The sequence below is a fragment of the Micromonospora sp. NPDC049662 genome, from assembly GCF_040675055.1.
Classification (GTDB): Bacteria; Actinomycetota; Actinomycetes; order Mycobacteriales; family Micromonosporaceae; genus Micromonospora.
Genome location: NZ_JBFAOC010000005.1, coordinates 97915 through 112948, shown reverse-complemented (window position 1 = coordinate 112948; position 15034 = coordinate 97915). Strand labels below are relative to the sequence as shown.

General features: G+C 72.6%; 12 protein-coding genes. 7 read left to right on the top strand and 5 right to left on the bottom strand.

What is annotated here, in order from left to right; translation table 11 throughout:
* Positions 1 to 61: 61 nt before the first annotated feature.
* Entirely contained in the window at positions 62 to 727 is a 666-nt protein-coding gene (locus tag AB0J36_RS05995) for a hypothetical protein (protein WP_357129996.1), read from the bottom strand.
* 23 nt (positions 728 to 750) lie between these two features.
* Between AB0J36_RS05995 and AB0J36_RS05990 the strand changes: the two genes are divergently transcribed.
* Positions 751 to 1269 (top strand): hotdog domain-containing protein, encoded by a 519-nt coding sequence (locus AB0J36_RS05990; RefSeq protein ID WP_355048801.1) that lies wholly within the window; start codon positions 751 to 753, stop codon positions 1267 to 1269.
* A gap of 198 nt (positions 1270 to 1467) precedes the next feature.
* Complete coding sequence (locus AB0J36_RS05985) at positions 1468 to 3438, top strand: acetoacetate--CoA ligase (RefSeq protein WP_357394400.1); 1971 nt, start codon at positions 1468 to 1470, stop codon at positions 3436 to 3438.
* A 317-nt stretch (positions 3439 to 3755) separates the two neighbouring features.
* Here the strand turns inward: AB0J36_RS05985 and AB0J36_RS05980 are convergent, their stop codons facing one another.
* A complete protein-coding gene (locus tag AB0J36_RS05980) occupies positions 3756 to 4445 on the bottom strand; it encodes a TIGR03089 family protein (RefSeq protein WP_357394396.1) in 690 nt (229 codons plus the stop codon).
* Between the two features lie 152 nt (positions 4446 to 4597).
* Between AB0J36_RS05980 and AB0J36_RS05975 the strand changes: the two genes are divergently transcribed.
* Complete coding sequence (locus AB0J36_RS05975; RefSeq protein WP_357129986.1) at positions 4598 to 5743, top strand: glycosyltransferase family 1 protein; 1146 nt, start codon at positions 4598 to 4600, stop codon at positions 5741 to 5743.
* 64 nt (positions 5744 to 5807) lie between these two features.
* The gene (locus AB0J36_RS05970; RefSeq protein ID WP_357129983.1) at positions 5808 to 6899 is read left to right on the top strand and encodes a sugar phosphate nucleotidyltransferase; all 1092 of its coding nucleotides are present in this window, start codon (positions 5808 to 5810) and stop codon (positions 6897 to 6899) included.
* Between the two features lie 49 nt (positions 6900 to 6948).
* Here AB0J36_RS05970 and AB0J36_RS05965 read toward each other — a convergent pair whose 3' ends face one another.
* Complete coding sequence (locus tag AB0J36_RS05965; RefSeq protein WP_357394390.1) at positions 6949 to 7548, bottom strand: NUDIX hydrolase; 600 nt, start codon at positions 7546 to 7548, stop codon at positions 6949 to 6951.
* A gap of 323 nt (positions 7549 to 7871) precedes the next feature.
* Between AB0J36_RS05965 and AB0J36_RS05960 the strand changes: the two genes are divergently transcribed.
* On the top strand, positions 7872 to 8870 hold the full coding sequence (locus tag AB0J36_RS05960) for a winged helix-turn-helix domain-containing protein (RefSeq protein ID WP_357129977.1): 999 nt from the start codon (positions 7872 to 7874) through the stop codon (positions 8868 to 8870).
* A gap of 118 nt (positions 8871 to 8988) precedes the next feature.
* Here AB0J36_RS05960 and AB0J36_RS05955 read toward each other — a convergent pair whose 3' ends face one another.
* Positions 8989 to 10077 carry a coenzyme F420-0:L-glutamate ligase gene (locus tag AB0J36_RS05955; protein ID WP_357394384.1) on the bottom strand — a complete coding sequence of 363 codons (1089 nt, stop codon included), beginning with the start codon at positions 10075 to 10077 and terminating at the stop codon, positions 8989 to 8991.
* A complete protein-coding gene (cofD, locus tag AB0J36_RS05950; protein WP_357129971.1) occupies positions 10074 to 11045 on the bottom strand; it encodes a 2-phospho-L-lactate transferase in 972 nt (323 codons plus the stop codon). Before cofD ends, AB0J36_RS05955 begins: the two co-directional genes overlap by 4 nt.
* A gap of 98 nt (positions 11046 to 11143) precedes the next feature.
* Here cofD and AB0J36_RS05945 point away from each other — a divergent pair, with 98 nt between their 5' ends.
* On the top strand, positions 11144 to 12184 hold the full coding sequence (locus AB0J36_RS05945; protein ID WP_357394381.1) for a hypothetical protein: 1041 nt from the start codon (positions 11144 to 11146) through the stop codon (positions 12182 to 12184).
* A gap of 267 nt (positions 12185 to 12451) precedes the next feature.
* The gene (locus tag AB0J36_RS05940; RefSeq protein WP_363660151.1) at positions 12452 to 14995 is read left to right on the top strand and encodes a bifunctional FO biosynthesis protein CofGH; all 2544 of its coding nucleotides are present in this window, start codon (positions 12452 to 12454) and stop codon (positions 14993 to 14995) included.
* Positions 14996 to 15034: the final 39 nt, after the last annotated feature.

Here is a 15034-nt window from a genome sequence, read left to right as displayed (position 1 = left end):
CCTCTCCCGTCCGGGGGGGGGGGGGGGGGGGGGGGGGGGGTCCGCCCCCCCCGCCCGACGGTCAGCGGATCTCGGTGGTGTCCTCGGGCCGCGACTGACCGCGCGGCGGCGCGGACCACGGCGATTCGCCGCCCACCCGGCGCGGCAGCGGCTCGGTCGGCGTCGGATCGGCCGGGTAGCCCAGGGTCAGCGGCGCGGTTTCGCGCTCCGCCGGTTCGGACGACGACCAGTCGGTCAGCGTGAAGTCGTCGCCGCGCGGTGCGTCCACCGGGGCCGGGGCGGCGGCCGGCACGGTCACCGGCTGCGGCCACCGCCGCCAGCGTTGACCGCTGAACGTCGCCATCAGCAGCAGCAGACCGATCAGGAAGAGCGTGCCGTTCTCGACCGGCAGCCGCAGCGGCAGCGGGTCACCGAACACCTTCCACTCGTGCGGGATGGCGTCGCGCACCTCGAACGGTGCCACGAACATCCCGATGTACGGGGTGACCAGCAGCAGCCCGGCCAGCAGCGGCCCCGCCGGTGAGAAACGCAGTGTGCCGAGCAGCCCGAGCAGGACACCGCCGACACCGAGGTACACGGCCGGTTCGATCAGGTTGGCGGTGTTGAAGGTGCCGATCTCCACCCAGCGGTCGACCGTCCGGCTCGACCCGTCCTGCCCGAGTGTGACAAGCACCCACGTGATGGGTGCCACCACCAACCCGGCGAGGAAGCTCCAGAGATGTCGCATCCGCGCACCGTACCGTTTCCGGCATGACCGAGCACCTCTCCGCCGCTCCGACCGGCAAGCCGACGTCGTACTCCCGGGTCACCCTCAGCAAGATCATGACTGCGGTGGACGTCAACCTCTACGGAACCGTCCACGGCGGGGTCCTGATGAAGTTCGTCGACGACGTGGCCGGCGCCGCTGCCGCCCGGCACAGCGGCGGGACGGCGGTCACCGCGGCGATCGACGAGATCGTCTTCTCCGAGGCCGTCCGGGTCGGTGACCTGGTGCACGCGCACGCCCAGGTCAACTGGACCGGGCAGACCTCGATGGAGGTGGGGGTGCGGGTGGTCGCCGAGCGGTGGGACTCGGCCGAGGACGCGCCGGTCCGGGTCGCCACGGCGTACCTGGTCTTCGTCGGGGTGGACGTCGGCGGCGCGCCGCGCACGGTCCGCCCGGTGCTGCCGGAGACGCCGGACGACGAACGCCGGTACCGGGAGGCGGAGATCCGCCGCGAGCACCGCCTGGCCCGCCGCCGGGCCATCCAGGCGCACCGGGCCGGCTGAGCTCGAAGGAAGGGCCCCTTCCTAACGCTAAGCGTTAGGAAGGGGCCCTTCCTTCCACCCACATGGGTTGGCGCGGTGGAGTGTGGGCCGGGCACGCGTCGATCGGCCCACCCGGTGCGCAGAATGGCGCTTCGAGGTAGGGCAAGATGGCGCCACGGCCCATGCACAGTGTCGTGCGGCCGGGGGGAGGGTGGAGCAGTGGGTGACGTGCTGTGGACGCCGCCGGCGGACGTGCTCGAGCGGTCCCGGATCGGCGGCTACCTGCGCTGGCTGCGGGAGCACCGCGGGCTGGACTTCGCCGACTACGACGCGCTGTGGCGCTGGTCCGTCACCGACCTGGACGGGTTCTGGCGCTCGATCTGGGACCACTTCGAGGTCATCGCGCACACCCCGCCGACGGCCACCCTGGCCGAGCGGACCATGCCCGGCGCCCACTGGTTCCCCGACGCCACCCTCAACTACGCCGAAAACGTGCTGCGCATGCCGGGCCGCGCCGACGACGACCCGGTCGTCATCGCGCACAGCCAGACCCGACCGCCGGTCACCCTCACCGCCGCCGAGCTGCGCGAGCAGGTCCGCCGGGTGTCGGCCGGTCTGCGCCGGCTCGGCGTCACCGCCGGGGACCGGGTGGCGGCGTACGCGCCGAACATCGCCGAGACGTACGTCCTGCTGCTCGCCACCGCCAGCCTGGGCGCAATCTTCTCGTCCTGCGCGCCCGAGTTCGGCACCCGCAGCGTCACCGACCGGTGGCAGCAGATCGAGCCGACGGTGCTGGTCGCCGTGGACGGCTACCGGTACGGCGACAAGCCCGTCGACCGGCGGGCCGAGGTCAAGGCCATCCGGGTCGCCCTTCCGTCGGTACGGCACACCGTCGGCATCGCGTACCTCGACCCGAACGGCCCGACGCCCGACGGCGTCCTCGACTGGGCGGACCTGGCCGCGCCCACCGACGAGCCGTTGACGTTCACGCCGGTCCCGTTCGACCACCCGCTGTACGTGCTCTACTCCTCAGGCACCACCGGGCTGCCCAAGCCGATCGTCCACGGCCACGGCGGCATCCTGCTGGAACATCTGAAGATGCTCGCCCTGCACCACGACCTCGGCCCGTCCGACCGGTTCTTCTGGTTCACCACCACCGGCTGGATGATGTGGAACTTCCTGGTCTCCGGGCCGGCGGTGGGCGCGGCCATCGTGCTCTTCGACGGCAACCCCGGCCACCCCGACCTCGGCGGGCTGTGGCGACTGGCCGCCGAGACCGGCACCACCTACTTCGGCACCTCGGCGCCGTACCTGCTGGCCTGCCGCAAGGCCGGCGTGGTGCCGCGCGAGATCGCGGACCTGTCCGCGCTGCGCGGCGTCGGTTCCACCGGCGCGCCGCTGCCCGCCGAGGGCTTCCAATGGGTGTACGACACGGTCGGCGACCAGGTGCAGCTCCAGTCGCTGTCCGGCGGCACCGACGTGTGCACGGGCTTCGTCGGCGGAGTGCCGCTGCTGCCCGTGTACGCCGGAGAGATCGCCTGCCGTGCGTTGGGCGCCAAGGTGGAGGCCCGCTCGGCCGACGGCACCCCGGTGATCGGTGAACTGGGCGAGTTGGTGATCACCGAGCCGATGCCGAGCATGCCGGTGGGCTTCTGGAACGACCCGGACGGCGTCCGCTACTCCGAGGCGTACTTCTCGGTCTACCCCGGTGTGTGGCGGCACGGCGACTGGATCACCATCAACGACCGAGGCGGCTGCGTGATCACCGGACGCTCCGACGCCACCCTCAACCGCGGCGGCGTACGACTCGGCACCGCCGAGTTCTACTCGGTGGTCGAAGGGCTCGACGAGGTCGTCGACTCGGTCGTCGTGCACCTGGAGGACGACGAGGGCGGCGCAGGCGAGCTGCTGCTCTTCGTCGTGCTGGCCGACGGCCTGGAACTGGACGACGCGCTGCGCACGAAGATCAGCCGTGAGCTGCGTACGGCGCTCTCCCCCCGGCACGTCCCCGACGAGATCCACCAGGTGCGCGCGGTACCCCGAACCCTCTCGGCCAAGAAGCTTGAGGTACCGGTCAAGAAGATCCTCACCGGCACCCCGGTCGACGACGCAGCGGCGAAGGGCGCCCTGGCCAACCCCGAGTCCCTGACCGCCTTCGCCACCTTCGCCCAGTCCCGCCCCCACCCCTGACCCGGGGCTCCGGACGCCCGACCCCCGCCCCCACATCGCCCCCACCCCCACAGGCCCCGGCTCCGCGCAGGGCTCCCGCCCCCGCACGCGTCGATCATGGAGTTGTGGTGCCCCGTAAGGGGTGCATATCCCTGCCATTCGGCCACCACGACTCCATGATCGACCCGGCCTGGCCCTGGAGCCCCGCGATCTTGCTCTTTCTGTCGCCGCCTAAGGGGCATTCCACGCGTATCGGCAACCGAAACTGCAAGATCGCGGGTGCGGGTGCGGGTGCGGGTGCGGGTGCGGGGGGTGTGGGGGCGGGGTGCGGGTGCGGGCTACGGGAGGGAGTGGGTGACCTTTTCGCTGGACAGTCGGGTAGCCAGACGGGTTGGGTCCAGGTTGGCGCAGAGGACCACCGTGGCGGCCCGGGTCAGCGGCGCGAGGAGCCAGTCGACCGGGTCGGGGTAGCGGGCGGCGTCGACCAGGAGACGCGCGCCCCGCTCGATGCCCAGCTCGTCGGCGCGGGCCTCGGCTCGGCTCAGCAGGTGCGCGTCGGTGGGGCCCGGACCCGGCTGTGGGGTGAAGTGGTCGCCGTGCCCGCGTACCTCGACCACATAGTCGGCGAAACCGGGCGGCACCTGCCGCAGTGGGGCGGCGAGCGGGGCGAGGCCCAGGGCGTAGCGCTCGTCCGCCGGCCAGGACTGCGCCTCGTCGAACCGGTCGGCGGCGGCGAAGAGGACGTCCACGTTTCCCGGCGTGTCGAGGACGCTCAGCTTGGCCGACCAGCAGCCCAGCAGCACGGCGGCGGTCTGCCAGTGCGGAGGGAGCAGGACGCCGGCCGGTGTGCCCGGCGCGAGGCCGACCTCGTCGACGAGGAGATTGGCGGTCTTCGACACCCAGTTCGCCAGGGTCGCGCCGGAGAGTTCGGTGCGGTCTCCGGTGGAGTCGTCGTACCAGGTCAGCAGCGGTCGAGTCGGGTCGGTCGCGATCGCGTCGGCGAAGACCCGGGCAATGTTGTCGGCCATCGGCGCGAACGATACGCCTCCGCGCCCCGTACTCGATGACGATGACAAGTCGGCGTACGGTCGGGTCGCAGTCAGCGTCCGCCCCGTACTCCGGCGTAGGCTTTACCCCCGGAGTGTTGTTCCCCACAGACCCACCCGCAAGGAGTCGCCCCGTGACCGCCGGTCGCCCGCCCCGCGTGCTCATCGACGCCACGAGTGTCCCCGCCGACCGTGGTGGTGTCGGTCGATACGTCGACGGTCTGCTCGGCGCCCTCGGCAAGGTGTGCGGGTCGGGGGTGGAGCTGGCCGTGGTGAGCCTCCGCACCGACCAGGAGCGTTACACCCGGATGCTGCCCGGCGCGGAGATCATCCCCGCCCCGGCCGCGGTGGCGCACCGCCCGGCCCGCCTCGCCTGGGAGCAGACCGGCCTGCCGCTGCTCGCCCAGCAGGTCGGCGCGCACGTGCTGCACTCGCCCTTCTACACCTGCCCGCTGCGGGCCGGGTGCCCGGTGACGGTCACCGTGCACGACGCGACGTTCTTCACCGAGCCGGAGCACTACGACAAGTCTCGCCGGACGTTCTTCCGCAGCGCCATCAAGACGTCGATGCGCCGCGCCGACCGGGTGATCGTGCCCAGCAAGGCCACCCGTGACGAGTTGATCCGGCTGCTCGACGCCGACCCGACCCGCATCGACGTGGCCTACCACGGCGTCGACCACGCCGCCTTCCACGCGCCGAGCGAGGATGAGAAGGCCCGCGTACGTGCTCGGCTGGGGCTGGGCAACAGCAGCTACGTCGCCTTCCTCGGCGCCAAGGAGCCGCGCAAGAACGTACCCAATCTGATCCGGGGTTGGGCTCGCGCGGTGTCCGAGCGGACCGACCCGCCGGCGCTGGTGATCGCCGGCGGGCAGGGGCACGACGACGACATCGACCGCGCGGTGGCCGAGGTGCCGTCGCACCTGCGCCTGCTGCGCCCCGGTTATCTGCGGTACGCCGACCTGCCCGGCTTCCTCGGCGGTGCGCTGGTCGCCGCCTACCCGTCGTACGGCGAGGGGTTCGGCCTGCCGATCCTGGAGGCGATGGCGTGCGCCGCCCCGGTGCTGACCACGCCCCGCCTGTCGCTGCCCGAGGTGGGTGGCGACGCGGTCGCGTACACCTCGGAGGACCCGGACCAGATCGCCACCGACCTGGCCGCCCTGCTGGACGACGAGCAGCGCCGGTTGTCGCTGGCGAAGGCCGGCTTCGACCGGGCCAAGGAGTTCACCTGGGAGTCCAGCGCCGAGGTGCACATCGCTGCGTGGAGTCGTGCCCGTTCGTGACCGTTCGGGCGCCCTCGTGGTGACCCGTGCCACTGCGGGACGATGCGTCGGGCATGATGTGCGGATGCTTTATGCGGTCATCCCGGCAGGTGGCAGCGGCACAAGGTTGTGGCCGTTGTCCCGCGCCGGCCACCCCAAGTTCCTCCACCCGCTGACCGGCACCAGTTCCTCGCTGTTGCAGGCGACCGTGGAGCGGCTCGCGCCGCTGACCACGCCGGATCGGACCCTTGTGGTCACCGGCGCCGCGCACGTCGCGGCGGTCGCCCGGCAGCTCACCGGGCTGCCGGAGGAGAACATCCTGGTCGAGCCGTCCCCCCGGGACTCCTGCGCGGCGATCGCGCTGGCCGCGGCGGTGATCGCGGTCCGCGATCCGGAGGCGGTGATGGGCAGCTTCGCGGCCGACCACCTGATCCGTGACCCGGACAGCTGGGTGCGTACGGTCCAGGAGGCGGTCCGGGGCGCCGAGCAGGGCATGCTGATGACCGTCGGGATCACCCCGACCAGGCCGGAGACCGGGTACGGCTATCTGGAGACCGACGAGGCCACCGACGGCGCCCCGTGGCGGCAGGTGGCCGAGTTCAAGGAGAAGCCGGCAGCCGAGGTCGCCGAGGCGTACGTCCGATCGGGTCGACACCTCTGGAACGCCAGCATGTTCGTCTGGCGGGTGGACGTGTTCCTCGCCGAGCTGGCCCGTCAGCAGCCGGCGCTGCACGCTGGGGTCACCGCGATCGCCGCTGCCTGGGGCACGCCGGAGCAGGACGATGTCCTCGGCACGGTGTGGCCGACGCTGCCGAAGATCTCCGTCGACTACGCGGTGATGGAGGGCGCGGCCACCGCGGGCCGGGTGGCCACCGTGCCGGGTGACTTCGGCTGGAACGACGTCGGCGACTTCCACACCCTCGGCGACGTGCTCCCCGCGGATGACGCGGGCAACGTGGTGCTCGGCACGGACGCCAAGCCGGGCGTGCTGCTGCGGGACACCGCCGACCTGGTCGTGGTGCCACAGTCGGGTCGGCTGGTGGCGGTCATCGGTGTGCGTGACCTGATCGTGGTGGACACCCCGGACGCGGTGTTGGTCTGTCCGCGCGAGCGGGCCCAGGACGTCAAGCTGCTGGTCGACGAGCTCAAGGAGCGCGGCGAAGAGGGCTACATCTGACGTCCGGTGCGTGACGCTGGCGACGGGAACTCCCGTCGCCAGCGCTGCGTCACCACCTTTGGAGGGCGGCGAGGGCCGGCTCGACGAGTTGTGCGGTCCCGCCGGCCAGCGGCTCGGGCAGCCGGTCGGGCGGGAACCACCCCAGCGCCTCGGACTCGTCGCTGACCTGCTCGACCGCGTCGGCCGGAGCGACCACGGCGAACCGGATGTCGTAGTGGCGCGAGCCGCCCTGGCACTGCACCTCGTGCACGTCGATGTCGATCGGCACCGGGTCGATGCGCAGCCCGGTGATGCCGGATTCCTCGGTGGCCTCGCGCAGCGCGGCCCCGACAAGGGTCCGGTCGACCGGCTCACAGTGCCCGCCGAGCTGCACCCACCGGCTGAACTTGGCGTGTAGGCAGAGCAGTACCCGCGCCCCGGTCGGGTCCAGTACCAGCGCGCTCGCGGTGACGTGGCCGGGGCGGTGTTGTCGGCTCATCGCGATCGGCCCGGCGGCGAGCAATGCGAGGGTGCGATCCCGTGCCTCGGCCGACGCCGAGCTGGTCGGCTGCCAACCTTCGAGCAGCGCGACCGCGTCGGCGTGCAGTGCCGCGAACGTCGTGGGATCGATGGGGTCGACGGTGGGTCCGGTCATCGCGGTGTCGGGCATCCCGTCACTCTACGAGCGGTCGGCTCTCGGCCTGGCCGGCGACGCGTACCACGGCGGCGGGGTGACCGGACGGCACCTCTGCGGAGCAAGGGCCGCAGACCCTCGTGGTGCCGCCCGATCACCGGTCCTCCCCAGTCCCGGTGCCCCGGCGTCGAACGCGTCAAGGACGCGTCGGTGCCGTGCGCGGGCACTGGAAGCATGCCTAACCGTCCCCGAGGGCGTCGAGGTTTTTCAGTCCAGGCTTAAAGATGGAGATAACTGCCGGCCAGGTAGAGTCGAAATGGCCGTCCGGCATCCCTCTGCCGGCGGCACGGGAGTGCTCCATGCTGAAGATCCACTTTTCCGGCGAGGACATCCTCCGGACCCGGGTGGCACCGGCGGCCGACCCGGTCTGGGAGTTGGTCCTCAGCCTGCACGCGTTGCAGAGCCGCAACCGCGACCCGCTGACGTCGGCCTGGCGGCACACCGTGACCCGTGGGCTACGCCGGGACATCGCCTCCGACCAGCTCCGACTGCTCTTCGCCCTGAATCCGCCGCGCGGCTACTTTCCCGACTTCCTCACCCCGTACGCCAGTGTGGAAGGTTTCGAGGCAGGCTTGGAAGCGGTTCGCAGCACGCCGATCGAGGTGCTCCAGCGGGACCTGACCCTGGTGGCCGCCGAGAACCCGCTGCCCGCCTCGGCCGCCGCGCTGGCCCGTGGCGACGTGGCGACACTGCGGCACCTCGCGGATTCGATGGAGCAGTACCGGGCGTTGGCGATCGGCCCGTACTGGAGCCGGATCCAGGCCGCCGTCGCGGCGGACCGTAACCGTCGTGCGCGCGCCCTCCTCGACGGCGGCGTCGAGGCCCTCCTGACCAGCCTGCGCCCGACCATGCGCTGGTCGGGCGGGGTGCTCGAGGTGCGTGACTACCCGCACAGCCGCGAGTTGCACCTGGACGGGCGAGGGCTGCTGCTGGTGCCGTCGTTCTTCTGCGCACCCACGCCGGTCGCCCTGCTCGACCCGGCGCTGCCGCCCGTCCTGGTCTATCCCGTGGACCGGCTGGGCGGCCTCGCCGCCGCCGACGGCGAGGCGTCGGCCGCGACCGGTACCGGCCGTGACTCGCTGGCCGCGCTTCTCGGCCGGACCAGGGCCGCGGTGCTACAGGCCAGCGACGACGGCTGTACGACGGGTGAGATGGCCCGTCGGCTCGACATCTCCCCGGCGGCGGCGAGCCAGCACGCCACCGTGCTGCGCAACGCCGGCTTGCTCGTCAGCCACCGCGACCGCAACACCGTGCTGCACACGCTGACCCCGCTGGGCCGAGCCGTCCTGGAGGCCTAACCCCACCCCACCCGATTCATCATGAAGTTATTGCCCGGACACGCCGAGGCAGCGGGTAATAACTTCATGATCAACGCCGAGGTCGGCCGGGCCGGGCGGGGCCGGGCGGGTGGCGGGATTACAGGGCTAGGGCGGCGCTTGCTGGGCTGCCGGCGGGTGGGGGCAGCAGCGTCGAGCCGACGCCCTCGGCGGCCAGGGCGATGCGCAGCCGGTGCAGGTCGGCGCCGAAGCGGACCAGGTCCATCGGGTCGACCGGCGCCGGGGCGGTGCCGAGTACCAGCGCGGTGGCGTCGGCGGGCCAGCCGGGCACCTCGGCGACCAGGCCGGCGCGTACCTCTGCCTCGTCGACGAGCGTGAAGACCGTGCCCGGGGTGACCACCTCGGCCACCGCGTCGAGCGCCCGCCGCACCGTGGCGGGGTCGATCGGCTCGGGGCCGACGGTCTCGACGAGGGTCGCGGCGTCGGCCAGCCCGGCGGCCCGGGCCTCGGCGGTGCCCAACGAGAAGAGGTCCTGCGCGGCGTCCCGGACCAGCGCACGCGCGCCGGCGGAGTCGTCTGCGGCGGTGGCGGTGAGGTAACCCCGCACCACGGCCACCGGGACCTGGTCACACTTACCCTTGATCAACTCGCCGGCGCCCGCCAGCTCGTCCACCACGGCCATCTGGGTGAGCTGGAGCTCGTTGCCGTACGGGTCGACCTCGCCCCGGTGGTCGCGGATGGCCGGCATGCCGGCGACCCCGAGCGCGACGTCGGTCAGCCCGTTCCGCCAGGGCCGGCCCATGGTGTCGCTGACGATCACCGCGACGTCGAGGTCGTACCGTTCCCGGAGCGCGGCGCGCAGCTCCCGGGCCGACGCGTCCGGGTCCACGGGTAACAGCACCAGCCGGGTCTTGTCGACGTTCGACGCGTCGATCCCGGCGGACGCCATCACGAACCCGTGGTGGGTCTGCACGATCCGGGTCGCGCCCCGGCTGGCCACGACCCGCGCGGTCTCGGCCGCCAGCACCTCCTCGCGTGCGGCGAGCCGCTCGGGCCCGTCCGCCGGGACGTCGACCAGGCGCCCCTCCGCCTTGGAGACGATCTTGCTGGTCACCACCAGCACGTCGCCGTCGCGCAGCCACGGCGCGGCGGTGGCGATCAACGCCGCCAGGTCGTCGCCCTCGGTCACGTGGCCGATGCCCAGCACCGGCAGGATCTCCAGCCTCACGTCAACTCCACCGCGGCGCGGACCATCGCCGCCGTCGCCGCCTCGTCGGTCATCCGCAGCGGCACCGCGCGGACCGTCACCTCCGGCACCAGCGTGTCGGCGTCCTCCTCGGCGACCAGCCAGCCGTCCAGCAGGCCGCCGGCCGACCGGCCACCGTACAGGCGGCCCACCCCCGCGGCGCTGCACTCAACCCCGAGCACCTCGAGACAGCGGTCGGCCATCCCGCGTACCGGCGCGCCGCCGATGATCGGCGAGACCCCCACCACCGGCGCCGGGCCGTCCACCACGGCCTCACGCATCCCGGGTACGGCGAGCACGGGCGCGACGCTCACCACCGGATTGCTCGGGGCGACCAGCACCAGGTCGGCCGCCCCGATGGCGTCCAGCACACCCGGTGCCGGCTTCGCCGTCTCCGCGCCCACGAACACGAAACGGTGGGTCGGGATGTTCGCCCGGTACCGCACCCACCACTCCTGGAAGTGGATGGCCCGCTGGCCCTGGTCGTCCTCGGCAGCGGGCTCACCGCCGCCGCTGACGATGGCGTGGGTCTCCAGCCGGTCGTCGGTCGCCGGGAGCAGGCGTACGCCCGGTTGCCAGCGGCTCGCCAGCGCCTCGGTGACCGCGCTGAGCGGGTAACCACCGTTGAGCATGGTGCTGCGGACCAGGTGGGTGGCGATGTCCTTGTCGCCGAGGCCGAACCAGGTGGGCTCGACGCCGTACCCGGCCAGCTCCTCCTTGACCGTCCAGCTCTCACCGACCCGGCCCCAGCCCCGCTCCGGGTCGGCGCCGCCGCCGAGGGTGTACATGACGCTGTCCAGATCGGGGCAGATCTTCAACCCGTGCAGCCACAGGTCGTCGCCGACGTTGACCACGGCGGTCACCTCGGCGTCGACCTCGCGGGCGTACGCCCGGACGCCGAGCAGGAACCGGGCGCCCCCGATGCCGCCGGCCAGAACCACGATGCGCATGTCGACCATCCTCGCGTACGTGACGCCTCCGGTCCGCCGGTGCCCGGGGAGACTAGGCTCACGTGCGCCCTGTCCGTCAATGCCCCGAGGGGGAGCTCGTGACCAGCCCCGCCGAGCCCGCGTCCGCCGACGCGACGCAGGCCCGCCAGCTGACCAAGCCACTGCGCGAACTGGGTGCGCTCGCCCTGCTCGGCGCGAACGCCGTGTTCCTTTTCGTGGGGCTGCTCCGGCTGCTCATTCCGGCCGACTACACCGACTTCACCGGTCGGGCGGGCAGTTCCTTCTTCTCGTTCATCGGGGTGGAGGCGGTGGTCCTGCCGTTGCTGGCCGTGCTGCTGGCGACCCACGTCGCGCCGGTGCTGCCGAAGGCGAAGCTCATCACGCAGGTGGCGCTCGGCGAGTACGCGGTCAGCGCGCTGTTCGGCACGCTCACCATGCTGATCTGGACGGTCGGCCGGCTCGCCGAGGCGGAGATCCTCGACGCGCTGCTCGGCGTGCTGACCCGCTTCGCCTGGCTGGTGATCTTCGCGGTGGCCGCCTGGGTGGTGTTCACGATCTGGCGGGCGTTCTACTACGTGCCCAAGCCCAAGCCGCAGCAGGGCGTCTACGGGCAGCCGCCGCAGGGCTGGCCGCAGCAGCCCGGTGGTTGGCCGGCCCCCGGTCAGCCCGGTGGTCAGCCGCAGGCCGGTTGGGCCGCCCCCGGCCAGCCGGGCGGCTACCCGCAGGCGGGTCAGCCGGGCGGCTACCCGCCGGCGCAGTTCCCGGGCCAGTACGGCCAGCCGTCGCCGCCGTTCCAGGCCCCGCAGTCCGCGCCGCCGTTCCCCCAGTCCGCGCCGCCGCACCCGCAGTCAGCACCGCCGTTCCCGCAGTCCGCGTCGCCGGCCAACCCGGGCCCGCAGTCCGCGCCGCCGGCCCACACCGGCCCGCAGTCCGCCCCGCCGTTCCCGCCGGCCAACCCGGGACCGCAGTTCGCGCAGCCCGCGCCACCGTTCGGGCAGCCGCCGTCGGCCGACCCGACCCAGGCGATCCCGCGTCAGTCGGCCGAGCCGAGCCCTGCCGACCCGACCCAGGCGATCCCGCGTCCCGCGAACGAGGACAACGACCGCACCCAGCACATCAACCCCGAAGGCCCGCGCTGACCTGCACACCGCCAACCTCGCGCCGATCTTGCACTTTCGGTTGTCGGTTCGCGTGAAATACCCCAGGTGCCACCACAGAAAGTGCAAGATCGGCGAGCGGGTGCCGATCTTGCACTTTCTGTTGTCGTGATGAGTGCGATGCCCCTCGTGTCGCCACAGCAACTGCAAGATCGGCGAGGGCCGGGGTCGCGGGCTGCGGGCTGGGCGGGCTGGGCTGTCGGGGCGGGGGTGGGTTGGGTGGGGGTTTGGGGCGCATAGGGTGAGCGGATGGTTGATCGCACCCAATCCGGCCCCAGCGAGGCGAGCGTGCGGCGGGCCCTGGGTCGGGCCGCCGCCGGCCGGGCGCTGGACCTTGACGAGGCGACCGCGCTGCTCGCCGCCCGTGGTGAGGCGCTGGACGAGCTGCTCCGGGTGGCCGGTCAGATCCGCGACGCCGGGCTGCGGGAGGCGGGGCGGCCGGGTGTCGTCACGTACTCGAAGAAGGTCTTCATCCCGCTGACCCGGCTCTGTCGGGACCGCTGCCACTACTGCACCTTCGCCACTGTGCCGCACCGCCTGCCGGCGCCGTTCCTGGACCGCGACGAGGTGCTGGCCATCGCCCGCGAGGGCGCCGCGCAGGGCTGCAAGGAGGCCCTGTTCACTCTCGGTGACCGGCCGGAGGAGCGGTGGCCGGCGGCCCGTACGTGGCTGGACGAGCGCGGCTACGACTCCACCCTGGACTACCTGCGCGCCTGCGCGGTGGCCGTGCTGGAGGAGACGGGCCTGTTGCCGCACCTCAACCCGGGGGTGCTGTCCTGGTCGGAGCTGCAACGGCTCAAGCCGGTCGCGCCGAGCATGGGCATGATGTTGGAGACCACCGCGACCCGCCTGTGGTCCGAGCCGGGCGGCCCGCACTACGGCTCACCCGACAAGGAGCCGGCGGTCCGGCTGCGGGTGCTCGACGACGCCGGGCGGGTCGGGGTGCCGTTCACCACCGGGCTGCTCATCGGCATCGGCGAGACGCCGGCCGAGCGGGTGGACGCGCTGTTCGCGATCCGTCGCGCCCACCGCGAGTACGGCCACCTCCAGGAGGTGATCGTGCAGAACTTCCGCGCCAAGCCGGACACGGCGATGCGGGGGATGCCCGACGCGGAGCTGCACGACCTGGCCGCCACGGTGGCCGTGGCCCGGCTGCTGCTCGGCCCGAAGGCCCGCATCCAGGCCCCGCCGAACCTCATCGCCGGCGAGTACGACCTGTTGCTGCGGGCCGGTATCGACGACTGGGGCGGCGTCTCGCCGCTCACCCCGGACCACGTGAATCCGGAGCGCCCGTGGCCGCAGATCGAGGAGCTGGCCCGGCACACCGAGTTGGCCGGGTTCACGCTGCGGGAGCGGTTGACGATCTACCCCGAGTACGTGCGGGCGGGTGACCCGTGGCTCGACCCGAGGCTGCTGCCGCACGTGTCCGCCCTCGCCGACCCGGCGACCGGCATGGCGGTCGAGTCGGCCCTCCCGCAGGGCCGGCCCTGGCAGGAGCCGGAGGAGGTGTTCGGCGGGCGGACCGATCTGCACGCCACCATCGACACCACCGGCCGCACTGACGACCGGCGCGGTGACTTCGACAGCGTCTACGGCGACTGGGCCGAGGTCGCCGGCAAGGTGACCCCGGAGGCGGCAGCGCAACGGGTCGCCGTACCCCCGGCGACGGCCGGCAGTGGCGCGGACCGTGACCTTACGGCCGGGTTGCGGCTCGCGGCCGACGACCCGGCGGCGCTGCTCGACCCGGCCCACACCGACGCGGCGTTGGCGCTGTTCACGGCGGACGGGCCGGCGCTGGACGAGCTGTGCCGGCTCGCCGACGACGTACGTCGCGACGCGGTCGGCGACGACGTGACCTACGTGGTCAACCGCAACATCAACTTCAGCAACGTCTGCTACGTGGGCTGCCGGTTCTGCGCGTTCGCGCAGCGTGAGCGGGACGCCGACGCCTACCGGCTCTCCGTCGACCAGGTCGCCGACCGGGCCGAGGAGGCATGGGCGGCCGGTGCCAGCGAGGTCTGCCTCCAGGGCGGGATCGACCCGAAGATGCCGGTCACCGGGTACGCCGACATCGTCCGCGCCATCAAGGCCCGGGTGCCCGAGATGCACGTGCACGCCTTCTCCCCGATGGAGATCGTCACCGCCGCCGCCAAGGCGGGCGTGCCGGTCCGCGAGTGGCTGACCCAGCTCCGCGAGGCCGGGCTGGACACCATCCCGGGCACCGCCGCGGAGATCCTCGACGACGACGTGCGCTGGGTGCTGACCAAGGGCAAACTGCCGGCCGCCGCCTGGGTCGAGGTGGTCAGCACGGCCCACGAGCTGGGCATCCGGTCCAGCTCCACGATGATGTACGGCCACGTCGACCACCCGGGGCAGTGGCTGGCGCACTTTAGGGTGCTGGCCGGCGTGCAGGACCGTACCGGTGGGTTCACCGAGTTCGTGGCGCTACCGTTCGTGCACACCAACGCGCCGATCTACCTGGCCGGCATCGCCCGTCCCGGGCCGACCTGGCGGGAGAACCGGGTGGTGCACGCGATGTCCCGGCTGCTGCTGCACGGCCGGATCGACAACATCCAGTGCTCCTGGGTGAAGCTCGGCGACGAGGGCACGGTGGCGATGCTCCAGGGCGGCTGCAACGACCTGGGCGGCACGCTCATGGAGGAGACCATCTCCCGGATGGCGGGGTCCGGCAACGGTTCGGCGCGTACCGAGGAGCAGTTGCGGGCCATCGCGACGGCGGCCGGGCGGCCGGCGCGCAAGCGGACGACCGCATACGGTCACGCTCGGCGCTGAGGTCGAACCTTTTCCCGCCGTCGGCCGTACCAAGCGGTG

Bases quoted from the DNA above. Each gene is read 5' to 3' on its own strand.
- AB0J36_RS05970 (WP_357129983.1), top strand. From the start codon at position 5,808: ATGCTTTATGCGGTCATCCCGGCAGGTGGCAGCGGCACAAGGTTGTGG.
- cofD (WP_357129971.1), bottom strand. From the start codon at position 11,045: ATGCGCATCGTGGTTCTGGCCGGCGGCATCGGGGGCGCCCGGTTCCTG.
- AB0J36_RS05960 (WP_357129977.1), top strand. From the start codon at position 7,872: ATGCTGAAGATCCACTTTTCCGGCGAGGACATCCTCCGGACCCGGGTG.
- AB0J36_RS05990 (WP_355048801.1), top strand. From the start codon at position 751: ATGACCGAGCACCTCTCCGCCGCTCCGACCGGCAAGCCGACGTCGTAC.
- AB0J36_RS05980 (WP_357394396.1), bottom strand. From the start codon at position 4,445: ATGGCCGACAACATTGCCCGGGTCTTCGCCGACGCGATCGCGACCGAC.
- AB0J36_RS05965 (WP_357394390.1), bottom strand. From the start codon at position 7,548: ATGCCCGACACCGCGATGACCGGACCCACCGTCGACCCCATCGATCCC.
- AB0J36_RS05995 (WP_357129996.1), bottom strand. From the start codon at position 727: ATGCGACATCTCTGGAGCTTCCTCGCCGGGTTGGTGGTGGCACCCATC.
- AB0J36_RS05940 (WP_363660151.1), top strand. From the start codon at position 12,452: ATGGTTGATCGCACCCAATCCGGCCCCAGCGAGGCGAGCGTGCGGCGG.